The organism is bacterium (genome assembly GCA_030647555.1).
Taxonomy (GTDB): domain Bacteria; phylum Patescibacteriota; class Andersenbacteria; order UBA10190; family CAIZMI01; genus CAIZMI01.
Genome location: JAUSJG010000007.1, coordinates 45,716 through 72,149, shown reverse-complemented (window position 1 = coordinate 72,149; position 26,434 = coordinate 45,716). Strand labels below are relative to the sequence as shown.

The following is a 26,434-nucleotide window of genomic DNA, read 5'->3' as shown; positions in this document are numbered from 1 at the left end:
ATAAAAAAACCGGAGAGGATTAACCTTCCGGTTGTCGTTATTACTGTCCTGGCTTTTCGTCGGGCAGATCGCCTCCGAGAGCGGCGAGCTCCATTTGTAGTTGGCCCATTTGTCCGCGCAATTCGGCAATTCGTTCTTCGTGGGCATCGATCTGTGTGTACCGAAGTTCTTCTGTGGCCATCGCCTGAAGAACAAGAAGGACACGGGCACATTCGACGCCACAATTCACGGAATCCTGGACGTTTTTGGGAAACCGATAGACCGAGTCGCGTGGCAAAGTGACCTTGACGGAAAGAACTGTTTGCTCAAGCGCTTTCAGACATTCGTCATCGAAGCTGATTACGCCGTGCTGGTCCGTCGCTTCCCAAATTGCCGGTCCGCCTAGTCCGCAAAGGATGGGAACCATCTGTGGGCGTTTTTCTGCGAGCCATGGTCGCTTTTCACATTTTTCTTCGGTCCAAGCCAGCCGGCAAAAATCGCGCAAAAATTTACGCATAATGGCTTTGGATTCGTCGGAGTCAGTGTAGTCGATTGCCACAAGATTGATTTGTCTGGTAGAAAACCTTGGTCGGAAGTACCACAACACGGTTTCGAACAACTCTGGAGTGTCCAAAAGCCAAGACCATGATGGCTGGGAATATTTGTCGGCGTTGTTGGTGAATACTTCTCGGACCAGCATTTCCGAGGCTTTCGCGCTTAATGCCCCCCACTCCCTTACGTTGTGTATACAAGGTTCTTTGCTTGTTTTGTAATCGGAGAGGGTAACGAAAAATCGAAATTGCTGACAAACCACTTCGCGTGTAGTCCTGGGCATCAAAAGGCCCACTTCAAGCAGGCCAAGTCGTTGGAAGAAGCCCGCGCTTTGCCACTCGTCTAACCAGTCTGCCCAATTTTTGCAAACTTTCATCGGTTCGGTGCCGATAATTTGCTCAAGCGGGAAACGCGGGTCGGTTTCTTTGGTGGGATCTGCTACTGGCGGAGGGGTGATCGTTTCTGTTGTTGTTGAATCGGTCGACATGGTTCAGGCTCCTCAAGTTGCGATTGCCAAATTTGGCGAAATTGTGTAACGAACGCGGGATGATTATAATAAAAGATAGAAAAAAGGCAAATTCCTGCGGACGGAGTTTCTGATCGATAGTTGTTGTGAGGAAAGGATGACAGGTGGCCAATAAGCATGTTTTGTCCACGTCGCATCATCATTCATCATTCGTTATTCAGCATTCACGTTAATGGCCTCTTGACGGCAATTCGTTCTTTCCGTAAAGTTCCTATGACACGCAATTTCTTTTTGATTTTGCGAAGAATCCTCTATTTATATTGCCATCAATGCCAACAATTAATCAGTTAATCAGAAAACCCCGCAAGCAAGCCGTAAAAAAATCTCGTGTCCCAGCTTTGGGAAAAATGTTCAATGTTTTGAAAAATCGTCCGGTCTATCTTTCTAAGGGTAGCCCGTTTAAGCGGGGCGTTTGTATTCAGGTAAGAACGCAAACTCCTCGCAAACCAAATTCCGCTTTGCGTAAAATTGCCCGCGTGCGTTTGACCAATGGGATGGAAATTACCGCTCACATCCCGGGTGAAGGGCATAACTTGCAAGAACATTCTGTTGTTTTGGTTCGTGGTGGTCGCGTCAAAGATTTGAACGGCGTCCGTTATCGTGTTGTCCGTGGCGTCCTCGATACGCAAGGTGTGGAAACGCGTCGTCGCGGTCGTTCCATTTATGGAACAAAAAAACCATCAGACAAAAAGAAGTAGATATTTCTTACCTATGAAATTATTTCTAAAAAATAGAATTTCGGCCGGTATCAGCAAGCTTGCTAATTATTCCGCCAGCAGGCGGACCCGCCGATGTGGCGGGCAATTATCAAAACGGAACGTCGCGTCGTTGTTTGAAAATTTTGGAATTGATAATTATTTGAAAATTGGTAATTGGAAATTGAAAATTTGGGGGCTTCTTAAAAACACATTACCATCCGGCGTAAAATTAACTTGTGAAAATAGTTTAATTTAAATATACTCCCCCCATGCCACGAAGAGCTATTAAAACCCGTCGCGAAATTCTCCCAGACCCAAAGTTTGGAAACGTTATGATTGAGCGTTTTGCCAACCATCTAATGAAGGGTGGCAAAAAAACTTTGGCCAGATCGATTGTTTATGATGCCTTTGACGTCATCAGCGAAACAACCAAACAAGATCCATTGAGTATTTTTGATAATGCGATTCGCAACGTTTCTCCCGTTTTGGAGGTGCGAGCCAAGCGCGTTGGTGGTGCGAACTACCAAATCGCGATGGAAGTGCGCGCGGAACGTCGACTCACCTTGGCAATGCGTTGGATTATTCAAGCCACACGCGACCGAAATGGAATTAAGTTTTTTGATAAATTGGCGGCCGAGCTTTTGGATGCCGCGAAAAAAGAGGGTGGCGCGATTAAGAAGCGCGACGAAGTGCACAGAATGGCCGAAGCAAACAAGGCGTTCTCGCATTTCAACTTCTAAGAAGATAAAATGTTTCCGAGAAAAACTCGGAATGCATCAAAAAGAAGAACAAAATTTAATTATTAGCGCAAACAACATCAAATGCCCGAAAAAGACGATCAATTTTCCGTCGCGATTCCAATCGAAAAGATTAGAAATTTCGGCATTGTAGCGCACATTGATGCCGGTAAAACCACGATGTCGGAACGTGTGCTTTTTTATACCGGTATTTCTCACAAAATCGGGGAAGTGCACGAAGGTGAAACGGTAATGGATTGGATGGAACAAGAACGCGAGCGCGGTATTACAATCACTTCGGCCGCCACCACTTGTTTTTGGAAAGGTTTTCGTCTGAATTTGATCGATACTCCCGGGCACGTTGATTTTACCGCGGAAGTGGAACGTAGTTTGCGTGTTTTGGACGGCGCGGTTGTTGTGTTTGATGGTGTTGCCGGCGTGGAACCACAGAGTGAAACAGTTTGGCGTCAAGCCGATAAATACAAAGTACCGCGCGTTTGTTTCATCAATAAGTTAGACCGCACAGGCGCGGATTTTTTCCGTTCTTACGAAAGTATTCTTCTTCGTTTAACGCCAAACGCGATACCGGCCTTTTTGCCAATTGGCAGTGAGGGAGATTTTTCCGGTGTCATCGATTTGTTAAAACTAAAAGCATTTCGTTTTGATGGTCCGCACGGTGAAACAATCGTCGAAATTCCCATTCCGGAAAACCAAAAAGCGCAAGCCGAAGAATGGCGCAATAAGTTTGTGGAAAAAATCGCCGAAAGCGATGATGCATTAACCGAAAAATATCTGGCCGGTGAAACAATGAACTATGAAGAATTGCATTCCGCGTTGCGTCGTGCCGTGATTGCCTATAAAGTGGTTCCCGTTTTATGCGGTTCTGCTTTAAAAAACAAAGGCGTGCAATTTGCTTTGGACGCGGTGATCGAACTTCTGCCATCACCGATGGATGTTCCGGCAATTATGGGTACCGACATTGATGATCCGGAAGTAAAAATTGAACGTCATCCCGATGTCACCGAACCGTTTACGGCCCTGGCTTTTAAAGTGGCCACCGATCCCTATGTCGGTCAGCTTACTTTTTTCCGTGTTTATTCCGGAAATATCAATACCGGAACATACGTTTTGAATGCAAATGCCAACGAAAAGGAACGTATTAGTCGAATTTTGCGGATTCATGCCGATAAGCGTGAAGAAGTGCAAAGTCTTTCCGCGGGAAATATTGGCGCGTTGATTGGAATGAAACACACCACAACCGGTGACACTTTGTGTGACGAGGAAAACCCGATTATGTTGGAACGCATTACATTTCCGGAACCGGTTATTCGGATTGCCATCGAACCAAAAACCAAGGCCGATCAGGAAAAGATGGGTATGGCGCTTAAGAAATTGTCTGATGAAGATCCAACTTTCCGTATCAGTACCGACATTGAAACATCGCAGTTGATTATTGCCGGTATGGGTGAATTGCACTTGGAAATTATCGTTGATCGGATGCGTCGCGAATTCGGCGTGGAAGCCAATGTTGGCGCCCCGCAAGTGGCCTACAAAGAAACAATTCTCGGTTCGGCGGAAGCGGAAGGAAAATATATTCGTCAGTCCGGTGGACGTGGTCAATATGGTCACTGTTGGTTGCGCGTCGCGCCACTCGAACGCGGGAAGGGCGTGGAGTTTGTCAGTGAAATTAAAGGTGGCGTTATTCCGCAAGAGTTTGTGCCGGCCATTGAAAAGGGCGTAAAAGAAGCTTCCGATTCCGGCGTGTTGGCGGGTTATCCGACAATCGATGTTGTTGTGACGCTTTTTGATGGTTCTTACCACGATGTCGATTCTTCCGAAGCCGCTTTCAAAATTGCCGGTAGCAAAGCTTTTCAAGAAGCCGTTAAGGCTGCTAACCCGGTCCTTCTCGAACCGATTATGAAAGTTGAAGTCACTACGCCGGAAGATTATATGGGTGACGTTGTGGGAGATCTTAACGCGCGTCGCGGTCAAGTTGTAGGGATGAACGACCGTATGAATGTTAAGGTGATTGATGCCTTTGTGCCGTTGGCGACGATGTTTGGTTACGCGACGTCGTTGCGTTCAATGACACAAGGTCGCGCAAGTTATACAATGGAGTTTAATCGCTACGAAGCAGTGCCCACGAACGTAGCAAAAGAGGTAACCGAGGGTCGGTCGGGCAAAAAGCATCGCGTCGGAAACTAAAATTAACGAAAAATTTGCATAAATCGTTGCTTTTTGTTACAGTCGTGCTGTCACTACTATCGCGTCAACTTATATAATTCCTGGTAGTTCGGAAATTGTAAGGTTGTAGCGGTACAAGTCTAAATAATCTTAATTTTCAAGGAGAAAAACATTATGGCAGAAAAGTTTGAGAGAAATAAGCCGCACATTAACGTCGGGACCATTGGTCACGTTGATCACGGAAAGACAACCTTAACCGCAGCGTTGACGCACGTTATGTCCCTTAAGGGTTTGGCGACAGATCGAAGTTACGATGATATCGCAAAAGCTTCTGAAAAAGAAGGTCGTCGTGATCCGACTAAAATTTTAACAATCGCTACCGCGCACACCGAATATTCCTCGGAAAAGCGTCATTATGCCCACGTTGACTGTCCTGGCCACGCTGATTATGTCAAGAACATGATCACCGGTGCCGCGCAAATGGACGGCGCAATTTTGGTCGTATCGGCTATTGACGGTCCAATGCCACAAACTCGTGAACACGTTTTGCTTGCGTACCAAATTGGTGTTCCGGAAATTGTCGTTTTCTTAAACAAAGTTGACGCGGTGGATGATCCGGAATTGGTTGATTTGGTGGAAGCCGAAGTGCGCGAAATTCTTTCCAAGTATCATTATGATGGCGAAAAGGCCAGAGTCATTCGCGGATCCGCCTTGCAAGCGTTGAAGGCCACTTCCGCGGAAGATCCGGGTGCAAAATCCGTTTACGATTTGGTTGCTGCTTTGGACGAAGCCATTCCGGAACCCGTTCGCGCCATTGATCAACCGTTTTTGCTCTCCATTGAAGATATTTTCTCCATTGAAGGTCGCGGAACAGTTGTTACCGGTCGTATTGAAAGAGGAAAGGTGCACACAAACGATGAAGTAGAAATCGTTGGTTTGCGTCCAACCGCCAAGTCGATTGTTACCGGTATTGAAATGTTCAACAAAACTTTGGACGAAGGTTTGGCCGGAGATAACGCCGGTGTCTTGCTCCGTGGCACAAAGAAAGAAGATGTCGAGCGTGGTCAAGTTTTGGCCAAGCCGGGATCCATCACGCCTCACTCTCAATTTGAATGTGAAATCTACGTTTTGACAAAAGATGAAGGCGGACGTCACACGCCGTTCTTCAAGGGCTACAAACCGCAATTTTATATCCGCACAACGGATGTAACAGGAGAAGTCGCTTTACCGGAAGGTACGGAAATGGTTATGCCGGGTGACACAGTGAAGGGTGTTGTAACATTGATTAAGGAAGTAGCCATGGAACAACAAATGCGTTTTGCTATCCGTGAAGGTGGTCGCACAGTCGGTGCCGGTATCGTTACCAAGATTCTCAAATAATTTGTTAATTACTGCACCTTAATATCATGCCTACGGACGAAATAATTGACGACGCCAAAGATGTTACGGATGAGGTTGTGGCGGAAGCCGTGGCTGTCACTCCGGAACAAACGGGGCCGAGAATTCGCATCAAGATCAAGGCTTATGATTACAAGCTCGTGGATCAATCGGCAAAGCAAATTGCCGATACGGTGATCAGAACCGGAGCCCGCGTTTTTGGTCCGGTACCGCTTCCAACAGAACGGAAGCGTTACACGGTGAACAGCTCAACGTTTGTGCACAAAGACGCGCGTGATCAGTATGAGATTCGCGTCCACAAGCGCCTCATCGATATTCAAAACTTTACACCCAAGACGGTAGACGCGTTGCAGAGCCTGCAAATCCCGGCAGGTGTAGATGTGTCTATGAAATAATAAAATATACTATAGATAAGACCGCCCGCAAGGGCGGTCTTATGTTTGATTTGCTCCTTTCCCTAATACCACGCGCGTAGCGATCGAGGGATTCGTTGGTCAGGAATTGTATTTGTTAAAATATTTGGTTGTGATAGTGTTGTCGCACGGATCTAGTATTGAGTTCATTCACAATTCGAACATAAGGATTCAAAGATGAAGGTTACGTTTATTATGCCAAGTGTTGGGAAGAGGCCTGGTGGAAAGTATGTGCGTACTTGGCAAATGGAACCGCTTCCGATTGCTACACTGGCTGGCCTCACACCAGTTGATGTGGAAGTATCTTTTTTTGATGACCGTTTTGAGAATATCAACTTTGATTTGTCAACAGATCTTGTTGCGATTACGGTTGAGGCTTACACGGCAAAAAGAGCATACGAGATTGTTAGGGAATATCACCAAAGAGGCGTGAAAACTGTTCTTGGTGGATATCATGTAACACTGAGACCCGAAGAAGCGCAAAGGTATGCCGATAGTATTGTTATTGGTTACGCAGAACTAATTTGGGGACAAGTGATGCGTGATGCGCAAGCAGGGTGCCTGAAGCGACGATATTCGCAAGATCGATCCGTGTCATACAATTTTGTTCTCCCAAGGAGGGAAATTTTCGGAACAAGATCGTATTTTCCATTATCATGCGTTGAAACCGGGCGCGGATGCCCATTTGGATGCAATTTCTGTTCGATTGCCGCAGTCACTTCTTCAACGTATACGGCGCGTTCTATTGACAGTGTTGTTGAAGAGATTGCGTTGCTTCAAAACAGAGAAGTTTTTTTCGTCGAAGATAACTTTGTGGGTAATCCGGCGCACGCAAAAGACCTTTGTCGGGAGCTAATCCCACATAAGATCAAGTGGGTGGGTCAGGGCACGTTAACGATGGCCAATGATTGCGAACTGCTTGAATTGATGGCTAGGAGTGGTTGCGTTGGAATACTCATAGGCTTTGAGTCTCTCCGGCGTGACACACTAGCTAGCATGGGCAAGAAGGTAAACATCAAATTGGGAGATTACAAAAGACTCATCGACATCATTCATGGTTATGGAATAGCGCTTTATGGGACATTTGTTTTCGGTTATGGCAATGAGACCAAGGAGGATATCCAAAGAACAACGGAGGCGGCTATCGATTTTGGACTCTTTATTGGGGCATTTAACCATCTTGTTCCGTTTCCTGGCACGCCACTTTACGAGCAATTCCAGAGTGGTGGTCAGTTGACGGATGATGAGTGGTGGTTGTCACCATCGTTTCGGTTTGGCGATATTGTTTTCAGACCAAATGGAATATCCGCCGAGGAGTTGCACAAAGCGTGTATTGAAGCTCGTCGCAAATTCTATAGTTTCCGAAGTATTGTCAGGAGGGCAAGTAATATTCGAGGAAACTGCAGTTCAGTCAAAAAGGCCGGAGTGTTTGCATATGTCAATTGGCTTTTGCGCAGGGAGATAACTCAACGTGATGGCCTGCCGTTAGGGGAAAAACCAACACTTCCCGAACCAATCTACTAGAGAGGACAAAAAAGTGAACACCAGATCTGTGATTGATTTCGCCAACACGGCAGATGATGAGGCAATGAGGAACATCCTGCGTCGGACACCAATGCCCGGCGATATATCTCTTGCGTTCTTGCGAGAGCCAAGTTTTTTTGCAGTTGGAAAAATTGGAAATGAAAAGAATCAGACGATTGTTTGTCGAGCGGGAGTTGCGGGTGATGTTGTGGGTTTTGCCTGTCGAAGTGTGCGAAACTTATACGTTGATGGTGAAAAGAAGGCGATTGGTTACTTGAATATGCTCCGTCTTTTACCAGAATTTCGCGGGGGTATGACACTAGCGAAAGCTCATCGCCACTTGCGAACACTGCATGAAGACGGAGAGGTCCCATATTACTTAACAACAATTTTGGAGGAGAACGGTCGATTTCAGAGTGTTTTGCAAAGGCCACGGGCGGGTCATCCTGTTTACCACCAAATCGGCACACTTGTAACGTATTTAATACCAATCAAAAAAAGAAATATGTGTGGAAAAGTTGATGTTGATGTACAGAAATGTCCTTATCATCAATTGCCCTTAGCCCATAAATGTCTTGAGCGGTGGAATCAGCGTTATCAATTTGCGCCCACTTATCGGTTTGAAGAAATTTTTGTAAAAAACGACTTTTCTCTTGGTTTCAGTAGTGATGACTTGCTTGTTTGCGAATCAAGGGGTCGTATTTTGGGGACATTTGGTGTGTGGAATCAGCAATCATTTAAGCAAACCGTGGTTACTGGTCTGTCCTGTAGGTTGAGTTTGTTGCGACCATTCTTAAACTGCAATTCTCGTCTACTTGGCAAACCAATTATTCCTAAGATCGGAGGTGAAGTTAAAACATTGAGTGCTTGTTTTATGAGTTCAGAAGATGATGATCGCGGAGTGTTCGAATCTCTTTTGAGTCGCGCATGTCAAATCTGGTCGGGCAGAGGGCATGACTACCTCTGCGTTGCTCTTTGTGTAGGAAATGGATTGTCAGGGATTGCTTCCAAGTATGCCTGTAGGCAGCTTCGGAGTAATATATACTTGGTGTATTGGGCAGATAGCGGAGTAGATCTTCCATGTCTCAAGACGTCGCATCTCGAATTGGCGACTTTGTAGAAATTACCTTGCTATTGCACATAGCAAGGTTTTTAAAAAAACGTCACACTTCGGAGTGACGTTTGACTAGGGCATAAATGGACGGGCGAATCTTTCTTCTCGATATAATCTTCTTACGAAGATTCTGTATGCGAGATTGCCGACGAAATTGATTACCGATGGGTGCCTTCCGTTCCACATTGTTCGTCTTGCGATGCGCGGTATTTTAAACGTTTGTTTGTAGGACCACTTGAAGCCGTCATACAAGCGTTCTGGTGTCATTAGCTTTGGCTGGAATACTACATGCATTGTGTCGTAATTATTCCAGTTAAGACTGATGATTCTTCCCTCGGATTGCAATCGTTCAAAAAGTGGTGTTCCCGGGTATGGTGTGTAAATGGAATAGCGAGGGATGTCGATTCCAAGATCGTCTACTGTTGCCACCGTACTTTCAAAGACATCTTCTGTGTCGTGATCGAAACCAAAAACGAAGCAGCCCTGGATTGTTATGTCATGCGCGTGTAGTTTATCGACAACTTCGTGGTAGTTGATTGCGTGGTTGAACCCTTTGGCAATGTCTTTTAGCACACCTTGATTTCCCGATTCAAACCCAAGCAGAAGATACTTACAACCGCTCCGCATCATTAAATCAACGAGTTCATCGTCTTTGACCACAAGCACAGTCGCTAATCCACCCCAATGTTTTCTGAGAGGGATCATTGCCCTAAAGAGTTCTTTTGCGTATTCGACATCGTCGACAAGACTCACATCGTTGAAAACCATCCTCTTGCCAGGCAATGACGAAATGTCTCTGATCACGTCTGCTATGGGTCGTTTAACAAATCTCGGCCACACTGCATTGACGCAACAGAAATCGCATCGATGTTTACAACCCCTTGTTGCTTGGACTGTTGCCGGCAGTGTGTAACCGCTATTTCTTTGGAGATCTCTTCTTGGTAAAGGCACATCCCTGAGAACGTCGTCGTGGTAGCAGTCGATACTTCCATAACGCTTCTTTTGTTTTTCAGAAGAATAGTCGGTAAGAAATGTCGGCCAGGAGAATTCCGCTGGTCCCACTATTACAGTATCTGCATGTTCCTGTGCCTCGTCAGGCAGGATTGAAGCATGCACTCCGCCAATAACCACGTATGAACCCTTGTGTCTGAAATGATCTGCCAATACGTAGCCTTGTCGACATGTGCCCGTTATACAACTTATCGCTACTATGTCCGCTTTGTAGTCCATGGGGATTGGGTCAATACTGCCGTCGACAATCGTTATGTGGTGGCCACTAGGAACCATCGAGGCGAGAGTGGTGAGGGTTAGTGGTGCTTCACGCAAAGACTTTGTGAATCCAAACAATTTCAACTTGTGCATGTGCGCGTCGGGCATAATGAACAGTATTCTTGTCATGTCAAAGTACTCCTTGTTTAGCTTATTTCATTGGGAAAAAACTTCTGCTGGCTCAAGGTAGCAACTAATATTTGCTAATGCAAGCATTTGTGCTAGTACTAACGTACGTAGTGTTTTTTTGACAACTTTTCCTGGAGGGGATAATCATGTCCAAAATATTAGGATTTACGAAAACAGTTGAGGATCTGACGGTTCAAGAAACAGAACGGATGTTTTGGCTTCTAACACGCGTATTTTTGGGTGTAGACAAAGAAGTGTTTGCACACGATCTGCGTGAAAAAGAAGTGGTCATGCTACTTCGGCGCGATTTGCCAAATGGAGAAATCGTCGGATTTTCGACGCTCATGGTTTTAGACCTTCAGGTCTTTGGGAGAAGTGTGATGGGGGTATTCTCTGGGGACACAGTTGTAGTCGACGCTTGCCGCTGTAGTGCCGGTTTCGGTGTCGAAATTATGCGCTATTTCGTGCATGTATTGGAGTCTCATCCTGCACGCGAGGTCTACTATATTTTAATGTCTAAGGGGTGGCGCACTTACCGGGTCTTGCCGTTCTTTTTTCGGCATTTCTTACCAAGGCCTGATGGGGAAGATCAGGCTCAAGATCTTGTCGTGAGAGATGCTTTCGGTTTGTTGAAATATCCTGAAGAATATGATCCTGGTAGCGGTCGAGTATTATTTTCAAGAGAAACCCAACGTCTGGTGCCGGGGAGTATTGATGCAGAACCGCCTCAAAAACTCGATACTTACACACGTTTCTTTTTTGAGAAAAACCCTACATATCTAACGGGCACGGAACTTGTTTGTGTGGCACCGATAGCCCGAGCAAATTTTACGGCTACGGCGATTCGCTTACTTGGTTCATGTCGGAAGCAAAGGAGAGAAGATGAACTTCACAACCACCATTTGTAACAGTGTTTGGTTGGCTAGTGTCAGTTTTGGGGCGAGAAGGTGGTATAACTCAATTAACGAAGTGGAAATCGCTCAAACAAAGTGTCTCAAGGCTATTGTTGTCGGGAACAGGGAAACAGCGTTTGGACAAGAACATCAATTCCGTGAAATTCATTCAATTTCCAATTTCCAACAACTAGTGCCAATTCGTTCTTATGAAGATTTAGTTCCGTATGTGAAACGCATAGAAGGGGGGGAGAATGGTGTTTTGACCAGCGAGAGGGTTCAGAGATTTGGTGTGACAAGCGGATCAACAATGGCATCCAAACTCGTGCCATACACCAAGTCATTGATCGCGCAGTTTCAGGAGGGAATAGCGCCGTGGATTTTTTCGCTTATGACAGAATACCCCAGTATCATTGGCGGCAAAGCTTACTGGTCGGTGACGCCGGTTGGGGTCAAGGTTCGCCATACGCAGGGTGGAATTCCAATTGGTTTTGATGATGAAAAAAACTATCTTGGAGTGGTGGGGCAATCGGTTTTTGAACACGTGATGGCTGCACCGTCAGAATTAGCGTTGGTCTCAGACATGGATTCGTTTAGGTACGCCACGCTGAGGTTTTTGCTACAGGAGAGAGGATTAACATGGATTTCCGTTTGGAACCCCTCATTTCTAAGTCTGCTTCTTTCGCCATTATACAGTTGGGCTGATAGGTTGATTTGGGACATTCGTAAGGGTGCGCTGTCAGTTGAACTCAATGTTGAAAAAGAGGTAGCTGGTCGCATTCGAAAACGTCTCCAAAGGCTTCCAGCGCGAGCCGAGGAATTGGGGCAGATATTGTCTCCGGGGAAACAAGCGAATATTTACGAGGCAATCTGGCCCAATCTTCGACTTATTAGTTGTTGGGCGGATGGAAATGCGCAGGTGGCAGCAAGTCGGCTTCAGCGTGATTTTTCAAACTGTGTTGTTCAGCCCAAGGGTTTGATGGCGACGGAGGCTTTCGTATCTTTTCCTCTAAGAAATAGTGGTTCGGCGCTGTCTGTTAACTCGCATTTTTTTGAGTTCGAGGAGGATGATAGCGAAAGTGTGTGTTTGGCACATCAGTTAAACGTGGGGAAAAGGTATTCAGTAATAGTTACAACAGGGGGTGGATTCTATCGCTACCGACTAAATGATGTTGTGGAAGTTGTCGGTTTCAAACGAAGTTGTCCTCTTATCTGCTTTGTTGGTCGAAAGGACAAGGTTGTTGATGTTTGCGGAGAAAAGATGAACGAGGTGTTTGTGGGCAAAGTGCTAGGACAGTTGATGGCAGAGAGCGGTATCGTAGCAAAATTTGCCATGATAGCACCTGACACCCTTCAAGGCGAAGTAGTGCGCTATGTGTTGTTTCTGCAGTTTTGTGATCGGCATGTCCTTGACGGCCACTCTGCAGTGCTCTTCTGTCAAAGGCTCGATGGTCGTCTTAGGGAAAACTTTCACTACGATTACTGTCGGCGTCTCGGACAACTCGAGCATTGCGCGCTCTTCCTGATTGACCACGGACAGGATGCAAACAATACGTATTTGCAGACGTGTGGTGAGTTAGGACAGCGGATCGGGGACGTGAAACAAGCGGTTCTGCATCCGTTTCAGAAATGGATGAGCAAATTTAATGGAAAACTTTTTAATAGCATCTGACTTCACTAGTCAGATTTTTTTTGTGGGTGTTTCTTATCATTTATTGTTGAGAAAGACTTTTTAACACTTTCATCTTGTTTTGCACGCCGATGAAACAACAGAACGGAAGCGTTACACGGTGAACAGCTCAACGTTTGTGCACAAAGACGCGCGTGATCAGTATGAAATTCGGGTGCATAAGCGCCTCATCGACATTCAAAACTTTACACCCAAGACGGTAGACGCGTTGCAAAGCTTGCAAATCCCGGCGGGTGTCGACGTCTCGATGAAGTGACCCCTTCAGGGGTCATCCCCGAGCGCCTGCCACCCAGTAGCTTTAGCGGAGGGTGGACATCGGGGCCGCCCATCTGGGCGAGCCTCGCTCTGAAGAGCGGGATCCAAATAAAATATTAAGACCGCCCCGAAGGGCGGTCTTTTGTAAATACATGCTTGCCGAAAAAAACAATTGGTCATAGATTAATTTAAGTAGAAAATGTTCATTCAGATCGGTAGTCAACCAACAACAGAAAAGGATGGGTTGTATGGCCACGGAAATCACTTTCACGGTAGATGAGTTGTTTCGGGAGTTGCACAGATGGTTGTCGACTGAAGCGTTGGTGCGCCACGATACAGCTCTACGCGCGGGGGACAACGCGAAGACGGTCAAATTTTTGCAGGAAATGATTGGTAGATTGCCGGTGTATGTTAAGGCGTTGCCTCCTATCGAAGAAATGAAACAAAAAGTGGCAATGGAGGAAACATTGGGCATAGTTCCGACCAGTCTCCGTGCGCGGTACGTTCGTTGGCGACAGATGGTTGACTTTTTGCACCAGCCAGCGGTAGTAGGGCAGTAACGGTTCTCACGAGCCGTTTTTTATTATAATATATATTTTCTGAAGGAAAATTATATTATAATAATCCCCCGTAGCTCCGCGAACACGCGGAGCGGAGGGGGATAGCTGGCTTTACCCCCCGTCGCTAAAGCTTTGGGGGGTATTTTTCTCTGAAGAGAAAAATAAAAATCCCCAGCGAGGTTGGAAAACCTGGCTGGGGTGTGCGATTCCTCCCTTTATTCAAAGGGAGGTGGGGAGGGATTCTGCCGGAGTTGCAAGCGGGCGTCGCTACTTCCGCGGAAAACCCATATCGAGCATCTTTTTCATGACTGGGTATGGTTTGATATTTTCGGCGGAAAGATAGAGGAGCATCAATTCGCGATAGATTCCTGCCGCCAGGCTGAAATCTTTATTATAGTTTACTCTCCGCTGAATCTGTCCGTCCTTGAACTGTAGTAATTTCATCTCGATCTCTACTGCCGTGTAGATCAGGCCGTATAGCGCCTCCTTCCATGGCTTGTGTGGCGCTTCTTCGCTTCCACGGCCGGCGTTAGGGCAGTCGAACATCTCGAGACCGCGATCGCGACCCCACTCACTCACAGCGTTCGTCATCGTGCCGTGGTGATATGTAGACGTAATCCACACCACCGGTTTCTGTGCCGCGATGCAGGCCTCGACGACTTTTTTGCCGTTTGGCTGGGTGGCGTCTCCGTCAGGGATTTCGGGAAAGAAGACGTCAGTAATGACACCGTCGGCGGACTCGAGGTTGTTCAGAGCTTCCCGCAATGAACGCACGCACTTGATTTCCAAGTCCAGTGGAAAGTCGTCGGGCAACTCGCCGATCACTTGCATGAGATCGCGGAGGTGGAGAGTATTGTCCTCGACGGCCAAAAGCGCAAAATGTTGTCCCTTTTCCATTGTAAATTCCTTTGAAAAAACAGGAGGTGAAATCCAAAAACAGAAGTCAGTAACAAATATTTGTACTCCCAAACGGGGAAAAAGTCAATAGGCGCGTGTTCGCGAATTTGAAATTTGAAATTTTTAATTTGAAATCAATTTTTAATACACAAATTTGAAATAAATAAAAACGCGTTTTTCAAATTAAGATATTAGTTTATTTCAAATTGATTAAAAATTTCAAATTTCAAATTAAAAATTCATGAGGAAAAAGTCTAAAATATGGCTTCTATAAGCGAATAGGATTTCGTTGTCAGCAGGGCTTGACGTGATATCCGTTCCCCTGTATACATATTGCACAGCTCATTAAAACTAGTCCCCATCCCGGCCAAGTCCTGAAACAGGAAACTGGCGGGTCTGCTCGTGAGAACGGGTTCTTCGGTGAAGGCCCCGGTAAAATTTTTATATTAAGAGAATAATGAAAGCAATTTTAGCCAAAAAGATCGGCATGACAACGATTTTTGAAACGGACGGAAAGTCCGTTCCTGTTACGTTAATGCAAGCCGGTCCTTGCCAAGTTACCTTGGTTCGTGAAATGGGTGAAAAAGGCAAGCAAGTGCAACTTGGTTTTGGCGAGAAAAAAGAAAAGAATATGACAAAAGCCGAACTTGGTCACCTGAAAGAACTTCCGCATTTTAGAACATTGAAGGCCTATAATTTTGAAAAGACTGACTTAAAACGTGGTGATGTGGTAGACGTCAATACGTTTAAGGTCGGTGATATCGTCAATGTGACAGGAACATCTCGAGGTATGGGTTTTGCCGGTGTCGTAAAACGACATCATTTTCATGGCCACAACGCGACGCACGGTACAAAGCACGCCGAACGTGCCCCGGGTTCCATCGGTTCCGGTTGGCCCCAACACGTTTTGAAAGGTATGCGTATGGCTGGTCGGATGGGTGGCGCGAAGGTTACAACCAAGGGTCTTCAAGTTGTTGATGTTGTGCCAAATACGAACATTTTGGTTGTGCGTGGCGCCGTTCCCGGTCCGAAGAATTCGCTTTTAAGTATTGTGGGAGAGTAATATGGAAATTAATATTTTAAACTTAGAAGGAAAGAAAGTGGCGACGCAAGACAGTTTTTCCGCTTGGGACAATAAAACCGTTTCGCCGATTTTGTTACATCAAGTGGCCGTTAATTTCGATACCAACAAGCGCGTTAGTCGCGCTCACACCAAAGATCGTTCCGAACGTCGTGGTGGCGGTATTAAGCCGTGGAAACAAAAAGGGACTGGTCGCGCGCGTGCCGGTTCCAGTCGTTCGCCAATTTGGCGTAAGGGTGGTGTCGCTTTTGGTCCTCGCGCGGAACGAAACTACACGTCACACACCCCGAAAGGTATGAATCGCACGGCCCTGGCCGGTGTTTTGGTTGGAAAAATTAAGGATGAAGAAATGGTTGTCTTAAATGATTTACCAAAAATCACAGGTAAGACCAAAGAGTTGGTCGCGGCGTTTGGTAAGTTGCCGGTAAAAGGGATCGTTTTGTTTTTGGTTTCGGGCGATAAAGTCACCCGCGCGCCCTACTTGCGCGCCAGTCGAAATTTGCAAGATGTGATTGTGAAAAATCCGGAAGTGATTACGGCCAACGATTTGCTTCGTACAACCACAATTGTAACCGATAAGGCCGGCATCGCTGTTTTAGAAACCCGTATCAGCGATAAAGTATAACATTATGAGTATTCTCTCCGTATTCAAGAAAAAAGAAACCAAGGCTGATATTGTCGCGGCAGAAGCGTTGGACAAAAAAGAAAATGGTGTCGAGAAACCTGCAAAAAAAGTCAAGGAAGTAAAGGAAGAAAAAACTTCCGTCGACCTTTCGTCTTTTAAGGGAATTAAGGCCAATGTTTTGATTCGTCCGATTGTTACGGAAAAATCCGCCATCCTTTCCGCGGATGGTCGTTATACATTTCAAATTGCCGATTACGCTACTAAGCAAGAAATTCACCAGATTGTGGAAAAACGTTTTAAGGTGCATGTGACGCGCGTCAATGTTGTGACAGTGCATCCAAAAAAGCGCATGCGTGGCGCGATTGAGGGCAGGATTTCGGGATACAGAAAAGCAGTGGTGTTTGTGCGCAAGGGTGAGGTTATTGATTTTACAAAATGACTTTTATGAAAAATATTTGCCCAAAAATGAATATTGATACCACTGCAAATTTTCAAATGTCTAAATTTTCAAAGCATGTTGGCGTAGTCCCTTTTGGAAATTTTGGAATTGGGCATTCATTGGAAATTGGTAATTGGAAATTGGTAATTAGGGATTTTGTAGATTCAGTAGTTGTTATCAATAAATTAAATGTGAATAAGTTAAGTTGTAACCTAAAAGCTTCCTGATATGCCTGTAAAGATTTACAAACCAACCAGTCCGGCCCGCCGAAAAACATCCGTTGTTGATTACGGTGTTTTAAGCAGACATGCCCGTCCGCCAAAGCGTCTTCGAAGTTCTGTGCGCAAGACCGGTGGTCGCAATAACCTTGGTCGTATTACGACGCGTCATCACGGTGGTGGAATGCGTCAAATGTACCGCATGATCGATTTTCATCAAGACAAACTGGATATCCCAGGTGTGATTCAATCTTTGGAATATGATCCAATTCGTACAAGCTTTATCGTATTGGTTGCTTATATGGATGGTGAAAAGCGTTATCATTTGGCCTGGGAAGGCGCCAAGGTTGGCGACAAAATGATAACCGGTGAAAAGACGGAACCGAGCATAGGTTGTCGTATGCCACTTACGGCGATTCCATCCGGTACGGAAATTTTCAACATTGAATTGCGCCCGGGACAAGGTGGTCAAATCGTTCGTTCTGCCGGCTCGTCCGCTATTTTACAAGAAGTTGAAGGCGGTTCCGCCCACTTGAAAATGCCAAGCAGTGAAATCCGTTTGGTGCCGGCCGGTTGTTGGGCTACAATTGGCAAAGTCAGTAATTCCGATCATCGTATTGAACGCATTGGTGCTGCCGGTAGAAATCGTCGCTTGGGGATTCGTCCAAGTGTCCGCGGAAAAGCCATGAATCCCTGTGATCATCCGCACGGTGGTGGTGAGGGTCATAACCCAATCGGTTTGCGTCATCCAAAAACCCCGTGGGGTAAACATGCTTTTGGTGTGAAGACAAGAAATAAGAAGAAGTATTCCAATCAGTTTATTATTCAAAGAAGGAAGAAGAAATAAAAGTAAATTATGAAACCATCTATTGTGGATAAAACAATGAAGAGCTTGAGAAGAATTGGTAATTTTCAATTATCAATTTTGCAATTTTCAAATAATTTTCAAAAGTTCGAATTTTCAAAATACTACGACGTGAGCGCGTTATTTGATAATTTAATCATTGATAATTTATTGAAAATTGGTAATTGGAAATTGAACATTTGGGGGCTTGTTAAGGAGAATAATCGTTTGAATGAAGATGGTTGTAAGTTGCTTAATTTTTCGTTAAAGGTTTCCTAACATGTCTCGATCTCTCAAGAAGGGTCCCTACGTGGACGAACGGGTAATTAAGAAGGTGCAAAATAAGCGCCCGGGCGATCGTACGCCAATTAAGACCTGGTCCCGAGCTTGCTCGATTACACCGGAAATGGTTGGCGTTCAATTTCAGGTGCATAACGGAAAAGATTTTATTACCGTAAATTGCACGGAAGATATGGTTGGGCACAAGCTTGGTGAATTTTCTCCGACGCGTAAGTTTATTCGTCACGGTGGTCAGATGGCCAAGGAAGAAGCGCAAAAAGTTGCGTTAGCCGCGTCCTCCGCTCTGAAGGCGCCGGAAGAGAAAGGAAAGTAATGGACATACACGCTCGACTAGGTTTTATACGGATTGCCCCTCGCAAAGTGCGTTTGGTAGCTAAAGAGCTACGCGGTCTTTCAATAAAGCAAGCGATTTCTACTCTACAGTTTTTGCCACAACGCAGTTCCGGTCCTCTGTTGAAACTTTTGCAATCGGCGGTTGCTAACGCGAAACATAACTATGAATTGGATGCCGAGAAGTTATTTGTTAGGGAAGTGCGAGTTGGTGGTGGAACGAAACTTAAGCGTTTTATGCCAAGATCCAAAGGTGCCGCTTTCCGCATTGAAAAGAAGACTTCCCACATTGATATGTTTTTAGCAGAACGTGAGCCAAGTAAGAAGAAGATTGAAGGAAAGAAATCTGAAATTGTAAGACGAAAGATTGAAGATTTATCCGCGGAGGATCTTGCCGTGAAGAAAGAGAAAACGAGCACGGAAACAGAAGCGACTTCAACCGGCGCGGTAAAAAAGGCCGCCTCGCCGAAGAGTTCACGTCAAGCATTCCAAAGACGTGCAGGCGAAGGATAAACGATAATTTCCAATTTCCAATGACCAATTTCCAAAAAAATCTCAATGACCAAATGTCCAAAAACGCATTGAATCGCGTCGCGGGTTTTGCGTCGAGTAAGTTTTTGGGATTTGGGATTTGGAGTTTGAGATTTTTGGGCGTAACTGAATCAGGAAAGGAAAATAGCAGTAATTTATTTCTGGAAAATAGCTTTATTTAAAATATACTTTATGTCTCATCGTTGTCATCCCCGCGGTTTACGTATCGGTATTACAGGTACTTGGGCTTCCAGGTGGTTTGCTGATCGTCCTTTGGAATATCGTACCCAGTTAAAAGAAGATACTATCTTGCGTAAATTAGTCCGCGATAAGTTTCGCACGGGTATGGTGCATGTTGTTGATATTGAACGCACACCGCGCGCCATTACTTTCAATATTAAGACGGCGCGTCCGGCAGTCGTAATCGGACGCGGTGGCAGTGGTATCGAGGAAATGCGTAAAGAATTGCGTATACGCTTGGGCAGTGAAAAAGATATTCGCGTAAATGTTCAAGAAGTTAAGCGTCCGGATCGCGATGCCGGTACTGTCGCATTATCAATTGCCGATCAACTGGAACGTCGCATGCCTTTCCGCAGAATCTTGAAGCAATCGATAGGTCGTATTATGCAATCCGGTGCCAAAGGGGCGCGTATCAAGGTTAAGGGCCGTTTGAATGGCGCGGATATTGCCCGCACGGAATGGTTGGGCGATGGAAATCTTCCTTTACACACTTTGCGTGCCAACATTACTTATGGTGAAGCGACCGCGTTTACAACCTTTGGTACGATCGGTGTCAAAGTTTGGATGTATACCGATGACAAAGTTAGCGAATAATAATGAATTTATGAAGATGCTTATGTCACAAAATGATTCGGATAAGAAAATGAGTTTTGTAAATTATCAATTATCAATTATCAATTTTGCAATTAATTTTCAATTATCTAAATTTTCAAAAATTAACGTCGCGTCGTTGTTTGATAATTTAAGAATTGATAATTCATTGAAAATTGATAATTGTAAATTGAAAATTAGTGGCATATTGCGAAACATTTTAACTTCGATTACAGAAATGTTTGATAAACGCAATTTAGCTGAAATTTTCTAATATTATGCCACTTTTGAATCCCAAAAAAGTCAAACACCGTAAGCATCAAAAAGGTTCGGTGCGAGGAGTCTCTGTTGCCGGTTCAACGTTAGCGTTTGGCCAGTACGGTTTGCGCGCGCTCGAAAGTCGCTGGATTACCGCGCGTCAACTGGAAGCGGCGCGTCGCGCGATGACACGCTTTATGCAACGTTCCGGTAAAGTTTGGATCCGTGTGTTCCCGGACAAGCCGATTACGAAGAAGGGCGCGGAAGTACCAATGGGATCCGGTAAGGGCGCGGTCGACCACTTTGTGGCGGTTGTGCGCAGAGGGCGTATTATTTTAGAAGTTGACGGATTGGATGAAGCAACAACAAAACGCGCGATCCGTTTGGCTTCCGACAAATTGCCGGTAAAAACCGCCTTTGTTTGTAAAACATCATCTTTGTAAATCCTATGCCCAGTAATACAACTTCCAATATTATGAAATTTATTTCCAAGCAAAATTTGATTCAGAATAATATGAAGAATGCAAGCTTAGTTATAATTAAATATAAGCAATCCGCGATTGCTTATATTGGAAGTTGATATACTGGGTATGAAAGCAAAAGAATTAAGACAAATTGCGCCGGAAACTTTGAAAGTCAAAGTAGAAGAATTGCGTGCCCAAATTGAACAAATGCGTTTTGGGTCGGCGAAGGGAAGCGAAAAAAATGTTAAGAAATTATCGATGGTCCGTCATGAATTAGCGAGATGCTTGACCGTTCTACACGAGTCACGGTTATCCCCGAGCCGAGTCGAGGGGTCAACCCTGAGCAACGTCGAAGGGTTGACAATTCTTACGGAACATGAGAATAATTCTCATTCATCTACGAAATAAAGTCATGCCCCGAAATACAACTTCCAATTTTAAAATAATGAATTACTTAATCAGAAAAAATATGAACGTGCAAAAAGTTTTAATTTTAATGCTTGCCAGTTTTGAACAAACAAAGTTTGTTCAAATTGGAAGTTGATATACGGGGCCATGACTAAAGTTACTCAAAAAACAGAAGAAGTAGTATCTGAAAAACACCCGCAACGGTTGACTGGGATTGTCGTGTCTGCAGGAAAGATGACCAAAACAATTGCGGTTAAAGTGGACCGTTTGGTATGGCATTTGAAATTACACAAGCAATATAGTCGTTCAAAGAAATATTTGGTGCATGATGAAAAAGGGGAAGCGAAAATGAATGATAAGGTGACGATTGAAAAATGTCGTCCAATGTCCGCCCGTAAGAATTTTCGCTTAGTGAGTATTGTTACATCGGCCGTAATTAAAGGAGAAACAGTATGATTCAGATGCGCACAATGCTTTCGGTTGCCGACAACTCCGGAGCGACACTTTTGCAGTGTATAAAAGTTATCGGTAACACCGGTCGTCGCTATTCTTATATGGGTGATATGATTGTTTGTTCCGTTAAATCGGCGCAACCGCGTGGCTTGGTAAAAAAGGGTGATGTGGTGAGAGCGGTTGTTGTTCGTCAACGCAAAGAAGTTTCTCGCGCGGATGGTTCCCATATTCGTTTTGATGAGAACGCGGCGGTGGTTTTGCAAAAAGATTCGAAGGAACCGATGGGAACGCGTATTTTTGGACCCATCGCGCGTGAAGTGCGTGATAAAGGTTATCAAAAAATTATTTCATTAGCCCCAGAAGTATGGTAAAGAAACTTGAAAAAGTGTTGAAGATAAAGATTAAGAAAGGCGACACCGTAAAAATGTTGTCCGGTAAAGATCGTGACAAGACGGGAAAGGTGTTGGTTGTATTTCCTAAAGAAGGTCGTTTGGTTGTAGATGGCGCCAATATCGTAAAGAAACACATTCGTCCGCGTAAAGCCGGTGAAAAAGGACAAACGGTTGCTATTCCGTCAAAGGTTCCGGTTTCTCGCACAATGCTTATTTGTCCGTCTTGCGGAAAAGCCACGCGCGTCGGATTAAGACGCACGGTTGCGACGGACGGCAAGAGTACCCGTGATCGAATTTGCAAAAAATGTTCAGCTATTATTGCTTAAATATATGCCCCGTAATACAACCGCCAATTATTGCAAAGTTAATAGAAATATATTAAACTCTAGAATCACTCAAATGTTATCTTTATTTTTCATCTCGACCGGTTTTTGCAAGCGTTTCAACGCTTGCATTGGCGGTTGATATACGGGGTATGACGAAGTCTAGTCTCAACTCCAAAGAAACATATCTCCAAAACGCGTTGCCAATTTTGAAAGAAAAATTGAAACGTGAGAATTTGATGTCCTTACCAAGGGTTGATCACATTGTTGTGGCGTCGGGTGTTGGTAAGCACGCCAAAGAAGGTAAGTTTTTGGAAGACGTGGAAAAAGGTTTGGTTTTGCTCACCGGCCAAAAACCGGCCCAAACATTATCCAAGAAATCCATTGCCGGTTTTAAACTTCGCGAAAATCAAGTTGCCGGTTTAATGGTTACATTGCGTGGTAAGCGTATGGACGACTTTTTGAAGAAACTGATTCATGTTGTTTTTCCTCGTGTTCGAGATTTCCGTGGTGTTCAAAGCAAATGTATCGATCAGAATGGCAACATGTCCGTCGGGATTCGCGAAGCGGCTGCCTTTCCGGAAGTAGATCCGCAGAAAATTGAAACGATCTTCGGCTTGCAAGTTACGGTTGTTACCACTGCCAAGAATAAGGAAGAAGCGAAAGTTTTGTTTGAAAGTATTGGTTTCCCGCTGACAGACGCGGCGATTGAAGACACGAAGGTTTTCGGAGTTCAAAAAAAGACGAGTAGCAAGAAGCACGCTTAATTATTACGAATCTAATATTTACTTATGGCTAAAGCCTCACAAATCGCGAAAGCAAAGAAGAAGCCGAAGTTTTCTACACGAATTGTTCGAAGATGTTTCCGTTGTGGTCGTCGTCGTGGGTATATGCGTGATTTCGATATGTGTCGTATTTGCTTCAGAGAGCTTGCCAGTCGTGGTGAAATCCCCGGAGTGAAAAAAGCGTCTTGGTAATAGAACATACTTATATACTCTTATGAAATCATTAATCTCAAACAAAGCAACGGGGGAAATTCGTAAATTAACGTTTGCAAATTATCAATTATCAATGATCAATTTTGCAATTAATTTTCAATTATTTAAATTATCAAAACGGAGCGTAGCGTCGTTGTTTGAAAATTTCTTGCCGGCCGAAGCCTTGGCGAAGGCTGGAAGCATTGATAATTCATTGAAAATTGATAATTGTAAATTGAAAATTAGGGAGTTGATAAAAACCCCAAATGTGTCCGGTGAAGGATTTGCTGATAAAAATAGTTTAATCTAACAATATTCTATATTATGGATCAAATTGCAAACATGGTAACGAGTATCAAGAACGCTTCGGCGGCAAGGCTTACTGTTGTACGTGTTCCATACTCTAAACTTAAGCATCAAATTGCCGATGTGCTTCGCAAAGAAGGCATGATTGGTCCGGTTACAACGATGGAAGAAGGCCCACAGCGTGTTTTAGAAATGACACTTTTGTATCAAGATACTGTCCCGGTGATTAATGATATCCAGCGCGTCAGCAAACCGTCCCGTCGTTGGTATGTGCGTCAAGATGAAATTCCTCATGTTTTGTCCGGTATCGGTATCGCGGTTATCTCCACCTCAAAAGGTTTGATGACCGACAAAGAAGCGCGCCGTCAGAAAATTGGTGGAGAAGTTATTTGTAAAGTTTGGTAATTATAATATTATGCCCAGTAATACAACCGCCAATTATTGCAAAGTTAATAGAATTATATTAAACTCTAGAATCACTCAAATGTCATCTTTATTCTTCATCTCGGCCGATTTTTGCAAGCGTTTCAACGCTTGCATTGGCGGTTGATATACTGGGTATGTCAAGAATTGGTAAAAATCCTATCAAAGTAACTGCTGGCGTCACCGTCACAATTAATGGTAGTGCTGTTTCTGTTGCCGGTCCTAAGGGCACGCTTTCTTTGACTTTGCATCCGGCCGTTGAAGCCGTTTTGGAAAACGAAACGATTGTCGTTCGTCCGAAGACTTCTGATGAAAAAATCGGTGGTATCGGTGCCTTGTGGGGAATGTCTCGCGCGTTAGTTCAAAACCTTGTCACCGGCGTTACGGCTGGTTTTGAAAAGAAATTGGAAGTGCAAGGTGTCGGTTACCGCGCGGAAGTGAAAGGCAGTACGCTTGTTTTGCTGGTTGGTTATTCGCATCCAGTGGAAATTCCTGCGCCGGCTGGCATCAGTTTCGCCGTTGAAAAAGGTATTATCACTATTACCGGTATTGATAAGTATTTGGTTGGTGAAACAGCGGCAATTATCCGCAAGACCCGCAAACCGGAACCATATAAAGGAAAGGGTATCCGCTATGTTGGCGAATATGTTCGCCGTAAGGTTGGTAAGGTTGTTGGCGGTACCGATAGCAAATAAGTTAACTAGTATTCAAATATATGTTTAAATCTCCATCTATCACAAGAAAAGTTAATCGCTTAAAGCGCCACAACCGCATTCGTAGCCGTGTTTCCGGTGTTGCGGAACTTCCTCGTTTGTCTGTTTATCGCAGTAACAAACATTTGATTTTGCAACTGATCGATGATGCCAACAGCAAAACACTTGTTTCGGCGCGCGATCAAGAATTAGATAAGAAAATCAAAGCAACTAAAGAGCGTACCGCGCGTGTTGCAAAAGGTTTTGCGCTAGGTGAAAATTTGGCGGAAAAGGCCAAAAAGGCCGGTATTAAGAAAGTTGTTTTTGATCGCGGTGGTTATTTGTATCACGGCGTAGTGAAGGCTGTAGCCGATGGCGCTCGAAGTGGCGGACTTGAATTCTAATATAAACTAATTACCATGCCCAGTAATACAACTTCCAATTTCATGAAAATAGATTATTCATCAATCAAACATATGACTAAGCGAAATAAATTAACCTTAATGCTTGCCAGTTTTGAACAAACAAAGTTTGTTCAAATTGGAAGTTGATATACTGGGTATGGCATTCCAAAAATTTCCAGGACAAAGTGACGACCAATTTGACCATCGCGTAGTTGAATTACGTCGTGTGACGCGCGTGGTTAAAGGTGGACGTCGTTTCCGTTTTCGCGCCACGGTAATTATTGGCGACAAGCGCGGTAATGTCGGTTTGGGTGTTTCCAAGGGCGCGGATGTGCAAAACGCAATTAGCAAAGCGCAAGAATCGGCTAAGAAAAACGTCGTTCGCTTCATTATTGAAGGCGGAACAATCCCGCATGAAATTACTCGCACCTTTCGTGGCGCCACAGTTTTCTTAAAACCGGCTCCGCAAGGTTCCGGTATTATTGCCGGTGGCCCTATTCGTTCGGTTGCCTTGCTTGGCGGTTTACGTGATTTGTCCAGCAAAATGATGGGTTCCCACAACAGCTTGAATGTCGTAAAAGCGACAATAATGGCCCTTACCGCGATGCAAGCTCGACCGTTGAAAAAAGCTAAAGTAACCGAAGTAGTAGAAGCTCAACCGGAAGTAAAGAAAGGAGAATAAAATGCGACATGATTCATTAAGAATAGGGAAGAAGATCCGAAAAAAGCGTCTAGGACGCGGTATTTCTTCTGGTACCGGTAAGACCAGTGGTCGCGGTACAAAAGGTCAAAAATCCCGTGCCGGAGCCCGTATTCGTGCCGGTTTCGAAGGTGGTCAAACACCAATCTATCAACGTTTACCAAAAACTCGCGGTATTTCTCGCAAGCAAAAACCGCCAACCAAAGCCATCAATATTATGGATTTGGAGCGCGTTTTTCCGGCCGGTGCAACTGTCGATTTGAAATCTCTTACTGCCAATGGTCTCATTAATCCGGGTGAATATCCTGTCAAAGTTTTGGGAGATGGCGAAATTACCAAAGCATTAAAAATCAACTTGCCAATTTCCAAATCCGCGAAGGAAAAAATCGAAAAAGCCGGCGGGTCGGTAGGCATAAAAAAATAAAGTGTTCCCCTCTTTTTCAAAGAGGGGCGAGGGGAGATTTGGACGGGGACAAATGGCCTCAAAAATCCCAATGTCCAAACCCCAAATCCCAACAAAACCATAATTTCCTAAATCCCAAAACGCGTCTTTGGGTTTTAGTGTGTTTAGGATTTTGTTGGACATTGGCCTGCCGGCCATAGCTTTAGCGACGGCT

At 44.7% G+C, this 26,434-nt stretch carries 37 protein-coding genes and 1 pseudogene; 35 read left to right on the top strand and 3 right to left on the bottom strand.

Annotated features, from left to right (window positions below; translation table 11 throughout):
* Positions 1-40 precede the first annotated feature (40 nt).
* Complete coding sequence (locus tag Q7S57_01610) at positions 41-1,018, bottom strand: hypothetical protein (GenBank protein ID MDO8511942.1); 978 nt, start codon at positions 1,016-1,018, stop codon at positions 41-43.
* Positions 1,019-1,326: 308 nt separating this feature from the next.
* Here Q7S57_01610 and rpsL point away from each other — a divergent pair, with 308 nt between their 5' ends.
* The 8 genes from rpsL (at position 1,327) to Q7S57_01570 (ending at position 9,131) form a co-directional block, all read left to right on the top strand.
* The gene (gene rpsL / locus Q7S57_01605) at positions 1,327-1,755 is read left to right on the top strand and encodes a 30S ribosomal protein S12 (GenBank protein MDO8511941.1); all 429 of its coding nucleotides are present in this window, start codon (positions 1,327-1,329) and stop codon (positions 1,753-1,755) included.
* Between the two features lie 13 nt (positions 1,756-1,768).
* Entirely contained in the window at positions 1,769-2,011 is a 243-nt protein-coding gene (locus Q7S57_01600) for a hypothetical protein (protein ID MDO8511940.1), read from the top strand.
* 13 nt (positions 2,012-2,024) lie between these two features.
* A complete protein-coding gene (rpsG, locus tag Q7S57_01595; GenBank protein ID MDO8511939.1) occupies positions 2,025-2,495 on the top strand; it encodes a 30S ribosomal protein S7 in 471 nt (156 codons plus the stop codon).
* An 81-nt stretch (positions 2,496-2,576) separates the two neighbouring features.
* Positions 2,577-4,697: an elongation factor G gene (gene fusA / locus Q7S57_01590; protein MDO8511938.1), complete on the top strand. Its 2,121-nt coding sequence runs from the start codon at positions 2,577-2,579 to the stop codon at positions 4,695-4,697.
* Positions 4,698-4,850: 153 nt separating this feature from the next.
* Complete coding sequence (tuf, locus tag Q7S57_01585) at positions 4,851-6,056, top strand: elongation factor Tu (GenBank protein ID MDO8511937.1); 1,206 nt, start codon at positions 4,851-4,853, stop codon at positions 6,054-6,056.
* A gap of 89 nt (positions 6,057-6,145) precedes the next feature.
* Entirely contained in the window at positions 6,146-6,469 is a 324-nt protein-coding gene (gene rpsJ, locus Q7S57_01580) for a 30S ribosomal protein S10 (protein ID MDO8511936.1), read from the top strand.
* A gap of 195 nt (positions 6,470-6,664) precedes the next feature.
* Positions 6,665-8,011, top strand: a complete 1,347-nt coding sequence (locus Q7S57_01575) for a radical SAM protein (GenBank protein MDO8511935.1) — start codon at positions 6,665-6,667, stop codon at positions 8,009-8,011.
* Between the two features lie 13 nt (positions 8,012-8,024).
* The gene (locus Q7S57_01570; GenBank protein MDO8511934.1) at positions 8,025-9,131 is read left to right on the top strand and encodes a hypothetical protein; all 1,107 of its coding nucleotides are present in this window, start codon (positions 8,025-8,027) and stop codon (positions 9,129-9,131) included.
* A gap of 66 nt (positions 9,132-9,197) precedes the next feature.
* On the opposite strand, the gene Q7S57_01565 is transcribed toward Q7S57_01570, so the two are convergent.
* The gene (locus tag Q7S57_01565) at positions 9,198-10,523 is read right to left on the bottom strand and encodes a radical SAM protein (protein ID MDO8511933.1); all 1,326 of its coding nucleotides are present in this window, start codon (positions 10,521-10,523) and stop codon (positions 9,198-9,200) included.
* Positions 10,524-10,669: 146 nt separating this feature from the next.
* Here Q7S57_01565 and Q7S57_01560 point away from each other — a divergent pair, with 146 nt between their 5' ends.
* From Q7S57_01560 to Q7S57_01545, 4 genes and pseudogenes are all read left to right on the top strand, one after another.
* On the top strand, positions 10,670-11,431 hold the full coding sequence (locus Q7S57_01560; GenBank protein ID MDO8511932.1) for a hypothetical protein: 762 nt from the start codon (positions 10,670-10,672) through the stop codon (positions 11,429-11,431).
* The gene (locus tag Q7S57_01555; protein MDO8511931.1) at positions 11,406-13,088 is read left to right on the top strand and encodes a GH3 auxin-responsive promoter family protein; all 1,683 of its coding nucleotides are present in this window, start codon (positions 11,406-11,408) and stop codon (positions 13,086-13,088) included. The genes Q7S57_01560 and Q7S57_01555 overlap by 26 nt, the downstream gene beginning before the upstream one ends.
* 97 nt (positions 13,089-13,185) lie before the next feature.
* Positions 13,186-13,362, top strand: a pseudogene (locus tag Q7S57_01550) (30S ribosomal protein S10).
* Positions 13,363-13,609: 247 nt separating this feature from the next.
* A complete protein-coding gene (locus Q7S57_01545) occupies positions 13,610-13,921 on the top strand; it encodes a hypothetical protein (GenBank protein ID MDO8511930.1) in 312 nt (103 codons plus the stop codon).
* 267 nt (positions 13,922-14,188) lie between these two features.
* Here the strand turns inward: Q7S57_01545 and Q7S57_01540 are convergent, their stop codons facing one another.
* Positions 14,189-14,818 (bottom strand): hypothetical protein, encoded by a 630-nt coding sequence (locus Q7S57_01540; GenBank protein MDO8511929.1) that lies wholly within the window; start codon positions 14,816-14,818, stop codon positions 14,189-14,191.
* Positions 14,819-15,272: 454 nt separating this feature from the next.
* Here Q7S57_01540 and rplC point away from each other — a divergent pair, with 454 nt between their 5' ends.
* From rplC to rplO, 23 genes are all read left to right on the top strand, one after another.
* The gene (gene rplC / locus Q7S57_01535) at positions 15,273-15,881 is read left to right on the top strand and encodes a 50S ribosomal protein L3 (GenBank protein MDO8511928.1); all 609 of its coding nucleotides are present in this window, start codon (positions 15,273-15,275) and stop codon (positions 15,879-15,881) included.
* Between the two features lies 1 nt (position 15,882).
* Positions 15,883-16,524: a 50S ribosomal protein L4 gene (rplD, locus tag Q7S57_01530; protein ID MDO8511927.1), complete on the top strand. Its 642-nt coding sequence runs from the start codon at positions 15,883-15,885 to the stop codon at positions 16,522-16,524.
* A 4-nt stretch (positions 16,525-16,528) separates the two neighbouring features.
* Positions 16,529-16,963, top strand: a complete 435-nt coding sequence (gene rplW / locus Q7S57_01525; GenBank protein MDO8511926.1) for a 50S ribosomal protein L23 — start codon at positions 16,529-16,531, stop codon at positions 16,961-16,963.
* A 5-nt stretch (positions 16,964-16,968) separates the two neighbouring features.
* Positions 16,969-17,190 carry a hypothetical protein gene (locus tag Q7S57_01520; GenBank protein MDO8511925.1) on the top strand — a complete coding sequence of 74 codons (222 nt, stop codon included), beginning with the start codon at positions 16,969-16,971 and terminating at the stop codon, positions 17,188-17,190.
* A gap of 1 nt (position 17,191) precedes the next feature.
* A complete protein-coding gene (gene rplB / locus Q7S57_01515) occupies positions 17,192-18,028 on the top strand; it encodes a 50S ribosomal protein L2 (GenBank protein MDO8511924.1) in 837 nt (278 codons plus the stop codon).
* A gap of 9 nt (positions 18,029-18,037) precedes the next feature.
* Positions 18,038-18,304 (top strand): hypothetical protein, encoded by a 267-nt coding sequence (locus Q7S57_01510; GenBank protein ID MDO8511923.1) that lies wholly within the window; start codon positions 18,038-18,040, stop codon positions 18,302-18,304.
* A gap of 1 nt (position 18,305) precedes the next feature.
* Positions 18,306-18,638: a 30S ribosomal protein S19 gene (gene rpsS / locus Q7S57_01505; GenBank protein MDO8511922.1), complete on the top strand. Its 333-nt coding sequence runs from the start codon at positions 18,306-18,308 to the stop codon at positions 18,636-18,638.
* Entirely contained in the window at positions 18,638-19,168 is a 531-nt protein-coding gene (gene rplV, locus Q7S57_01500) for a 50S ribosomal protein L22 (GenBank protein ID MDO8511921.1), read from the top strand. Before rpsS ends, rplV begins: the two co-directional genes overlap by 1 nt.
* Positions 19,169-19,378: 210 nt before the next feature.
* The gene (rpsC, locus tag Q7S57_01495) at positions 19,379-20,020 is read left to right on the top strand and encodes a 30S ribosomal protein S3 (GenBank protein ID MDO8511920.1); all 642 of its coding nucleotides are present in this window, start codon (positions 19,379-19,381) and stop codon (positions 20,018-20,020) included.
* A gap of 10 nt (positions 20,021-20,030) precedes the next feature.
* Positions 20,031-20,291, top strand: a complete 261-nt coding sequence (locus tag Q7S57_01490) for a hypothetical protein (GenBank protein MDO8511919.1) — start codon at positions 20,031-20,033, stop codon at positions 20,289-20,291.
* A gap of 4 nt (positions 20,292-20,295) precedes the next feature.
* On the top strand, positions 20,296-20,718 hold the full coding sequence (gene rplP / locus Q7S57_01485) for a 50S ribosomal protein L16 (GenBank protein ID MDO8511918.1): 423 nt from the start codon (positions 20,296-20,298) through the stop codon (positions 20,716-20,718).
* Between the two features lie 147 nt (positions 20,719-20,865).
* Positions 20,866-21,147 (top strand): 50S ribosomal protein L29, encoded by a 282-nt coding sequence (gene rpmC / locus Q7S57_01480; GenBank protein ID MDO8511917.1) that lies wholly within the window; start codon positions 20,866-20,868, stop codon positions 21,145-21,147.
* A 147-nt stretch (positions 21,148-21,294) separates the two neighbouring features.
* Complete coding sequence (gene rpsQ, locus Q7S57_01475; GenBank protein ID MDO8511916.1) at positions 21,295-21,603, top strand: 30S ribosomal protein S17; 309 nt, start codon at positions 21,295-21,297, stop codon at positions 21,601-21,603.
* The gene (gene rplN / locus Q7S57_01470) at positions 21,600-21,971 is read left to right on the top strand and encodes a 50S ribosomal protein L14 (GenBank protein MDO8511915.1); all 372 of its coding nucleotides are present in this window, start codon (positions 21,600-21,602) and stop codon (positions 21,969-21,971) included. The genes rpsQ and rplN overlap by 4 nt, the downstream gene beginning before the upstream one ends.
* Positions 21,965-22,318, top strand: a complete 354-nt coding sequence (rplX, locus tag Q7S57_01465; GenBank protein ID MDO8511914.1) for a 50S ribosomal protein L24 — start codon at positions 21,965-21,967, stop codon at positions 22,316-22,318. Before rplN ends, rplX begins: the two co-directional genes overlap by 7 nt.
* A 149-nt stretch (positions 22,319-22,467) precedes the next feature.
* The gene (gene rplE, locus Q7S57_01460) at positions 22,468-23,082 is read left to right on the top strand and encodes a 50S ribosomal protein L5 (protein ID MDO8511913.1); all 615 of its coding nucleotides are present in this window, start codon (positions 22,468-22,470) and stop codon (positions 23,080-23,082) included.
* A 24-nt stretch (positions 23,083-23,106) separates the two neighbouring features.
* Positions 23,107-23,292 carry a type Z 30S ribosomal protein S14 gene (locus Q7S57_01455; GenBank protein ID MDO8511912.1) on the top strand — a complete coding sequence of 62 codons (186 nt, stop codon included), beginning with the start codon at positions 23,107-23,109 and terminating at the stop codon, positions 23,290-23,292.
* A gap of 22 nt (positions 23,293-23,314) precedes the next feature.
* Positions 23,315-23,602 carry a hypothetical protein gene (locus tag Q7S57_01450; GenBank protein MDO8511911.1) on the top strand — a complete coding sequence of 96 codons (288 nt, stop codon included), beginning with the start codon at positions 23,315-23,317 and terminating at the stop codon, positions 23,600-23,602.
* 14 nt (positions 23,603-23,616) lie between these two features.
* Positions 23,617-24,003: a 30S ribosomal protein S8 gene (gene rpsH / locus Q7S57_01445; GenBank protein ID MDO8511910.1), complete on the top strand. Its 387-nt coding sequence runs from the start codon at positions 23,617-23,619 to the stop codon at positions 24,001-24,003.
* A gap of 155 nt (positions 24,004-24,158) precedes the next feature.
* Positions 24,159-24,716 (top strand): 50S ribosomal protein L6, encoded by a 558-nt coding sequence (gene rplF / locus Q7S57_01440; protein ID MDO8511909.1) that lies wholly within the window; start codon positions 24,159-24,161, stop codon positions 24,714-24,716.
* Between the two features lie 20 nt (positions 24,717-24,736).
* Positions 24,737-25,117, top strand: coding sequence for a 50S ribosomal protein L18 (rplR, locus tag Q7S57_01435; protein ID MDO8511908.1), 381 nt, complete (start codon positions 24,737-24,739; stop codon positions 25,115-25,117).
* Positions 25,118-25,274: 157 nt separating this feature from the next.
* Entirely contained in the window at positions 25,275-25,799 is a 525-nt protein-coding gene (gene rpsE, locus Q7S57_01430; protein MDO8511907.1) for a 30S ribosomal protein S5, read from the top strand.
* Position 25,800: 1 nt separating this feature from the next.
* Positions 25,801-26,241: a 50S ribosomal protein L15 gene (gene rplO / locus Q7S57_01425; protein ID MDO8511906.1), complete on the top strand. Its 441-nt coding sequence runs from the start codon at positions 25,801-25,803 to the stop codon at positions 26,239-26,241.
* Positions 26,242-26,434 lie beyond the last annotated feature (193 nt).

Excerpts from the sequence above, each read along its gene's own strand:
- Q7S57_01610 (MDO8511942.1), bottom strand. The coding sequence starts at position 1,018 with ATGTCGACCGATTCAACAACAACAGAAACGATCACCCCTCCGCCAGTA.
- rpsL (MDO8511941.1), top strand. The coding sequence starts at position 1,327 with ATGCCAACAATTAATCAGTTAATCAGAAAACCCCGCAAGCAAGCCGTA.
- Q7S57_01600 (MDO8511940.1), top strand. The coding sequence starts at position 1,769 with ATGAAATTATTTCTAAAAAATAGAATTTCGGCCGGTATCAGCAAGCTT.
- rpsG (MDO8511939.1), top strand. The coding sequence starts at position 2,025 with ATGCCACGAAGAGCTATTAAAACCCGTCGCGAAATTCTCCCAGACCCA.
- fusA (MDO8511938.1), top strand. The coding sequence starts at position 2,577 with ATGCCCGAAAAAGACGATCAATTTTCCGTCGCGATTCCAATCGAAAAG.
- tuf (MDO8511937.1), top strand. The coding sequence starts at position 4,851 with ATGGCAGAAAAGTTTGAGAGAAATAAGCCGCACATTAACGTCGGGACC.
- Q7S57_01575 (MDO8511935.1), top strand. The coding sequence starts at position 6,665 with ATGAAGGTTACGTTTATTATGCCAAGTGTTGGGAAGAGGCCTGGTGGA.
- Q7S57_01565 (MDO8511933.1), bottom strand. The coding sequence starts at position 10,523 with ATGACAAGAATACTGTTCATTATGCCCGACGCGCACATGCACAAGTTG.
- Q7S57_01560 (MDO8511932.1), top strand. The coding sequence starts at position 10,670 with ATGTCCAAAATATTAGGATTTACGAAAACAGTTGAGGATCTGACGGTT.
- Q7S57_01555 (MDO8511931.1), top strand. The coding sequence starts at position 11,406 with ATGAACTTCACAACCACCATTTGTAACAGTGTTTGGTTGGCTAGTGTC.
- Q7S57_01545 (MDO8511930.1), top strand. The coding sequence starts at position 13,610 with ATGGCCACGGAAATCACTTTCACGGTAGATGAGTTGTTTCGGGAGTTG.
- Q7S57_01540 (MDO8511929.1), bottom strand. The coding sequence starts at position 14,818 with ATGGAAAAGGGACAACATTTTGCGCTTTTGGCCGTCGAGGACAATACT.
- rplD (MDO8511927.1), top strand. The coding sequence starts at position 15,883 with ATGGAAATTAATATTTTAAACTTAGAAGGAAAGAAAGTGGCGACGCAA.
- rplW (MDO8511926.1), top strand. The coding sequence starts at position 16,529 with ATGAGTATTCTCTCCGTATTCAAGAAAAAAGAAACCAAGGCTGATATT.
- Q7S57_01520 (MDO8511925.1), top strand. The coding sequence starts at position 16,969 with ATGAAAAATATTTGCCCAAAAATGAATATTGATACCACTGCAAATTTT.
- rplB (MDO8511924.1), top strand. The coding sequence starts at position 17,192 with ATGCCTGTAAAGATTTACAAACCAACCAGTCCGGCCCGCCGAAAAACA.
- Q7S57_01510 (MDO8511923.1), top strand. The coding sequence starts at position 18,038 with ATGAAACCATCTATTGTGGATAAAACAATGAAGAGCTTGAGAAGAATT.
- rpsS (MDO8511922.1), top strand. The coding sequence starts at position 18,306 with ATGTCTCGATCTCTCAAGAAGGGTCCCTACGTGGACGAACGGGTAATT.
- rplV (MDO8511921.1), top strand. The coding sequence starts at position 18,638 with ATGGACATACACGCTCGACTAGGTTTTATACGGATTGCCCCTCGCAAA.
- rpsC (MDO8511920.1), top strand. The coding sequence starts at position 19,379 with ATGTCTCATCGTTGTCATCCCCGCGGTTTACGTATCGGTATTACAGGT.
- Q7S57_01490 (MDO8511919.1), top strand. The coding sequence starts at position 20,031 with ATGAAGATGCTTATGTCACAAAATGATTCGGATAAGAAAATGAGTTTT.
- rplP (MDO8511918.1), top strand. The coding sequence starts at position 20,296 with ATGCCACTTTTGAATCCCAAAAAAGTCAAACACCGTAAGCATCAAAAA.
- rpmC (MDO8511917.1), top strand. The coding sequence starts at position 20,866 with ATGAAAGCAAAAGAATTAAGACAAATTGCGCCGGAAACTTTGAAAGTC.
- rpsQ (MDO8511916.1), top strand. The coding sequence starts at position 21,295 with ATGACTAAAGTTACTCAAAAAACAGAAGAAGTAGTATCTGAAAAACAC.
- rplN (MDO8511915.1), top strand. The coding sequence starts at position 21,600 with ATGATTCAGATGCGCACAATGCTTTCGGTTGCCGACAACTCCGGAGCG.
- rplX (MDO8511914.1), top strand. The coding sequence starts at position 21,965 with ATGGTAAAGAAACTTGAAAAAGTGTTGAAGATAAAGATTAAGAAAGGC.
- rplE (MDO8511913.1), top strand. The coding sequence starts at position 22,468 with ATGACGAAGTCTAGTCTCAACTCCAAAGAAACATATCTCCAAAACGCG.
- Q7S57_01455 (MDO8511912.1), top strand. The coding sequence starts at position 23,107 with ATGGCTAAAGCCTCACAAATCGCGAAAGCAAAGAAGAAGCCGAAGTTT.
- Q7S57_01450 (MDO8511911.1), top strand. The coding sequence starts at position 23,315 with ATGAAATCATTAATCTCAAACAAAGCAACGGGGGAAATTCGTAAATTA.
- rpsH (MDO8511910.1), top strand. The coding sequence starts at position 23,617 with ATGGATCAAATTGCAAACATGGTAACGAGTATCAAGAACGCTTCGGCG.
- rplF (MDO8511909.1), top strand. The coding sequence starts at position 24,159 with ATGTCAAGAATTGGTAAAAATCCTATCAAAGTAACTGCTGGCGTCACC.
- rplR (MDO8511908.1), top strand. The coding sequence starts at position 24,737 with ATGTTTAAATCTCCATCTATCACAAGAAAAGTTAATCGCTTAAAGCGC.
- rpsE (MDO8511907.1), top strand. The coding sequence starts at position 25,275 with ATGGCATTCCAAAAATTTCCAGGACAAAGTGACGACCAATTTGACCAT.
- rplO (MDO8511906.1), top strand. The coding sequence starts at position 25,801 with ATGCGACATGATTCATTAAGAATAGGGAAGAAGATCCGAAAAAAGCGT.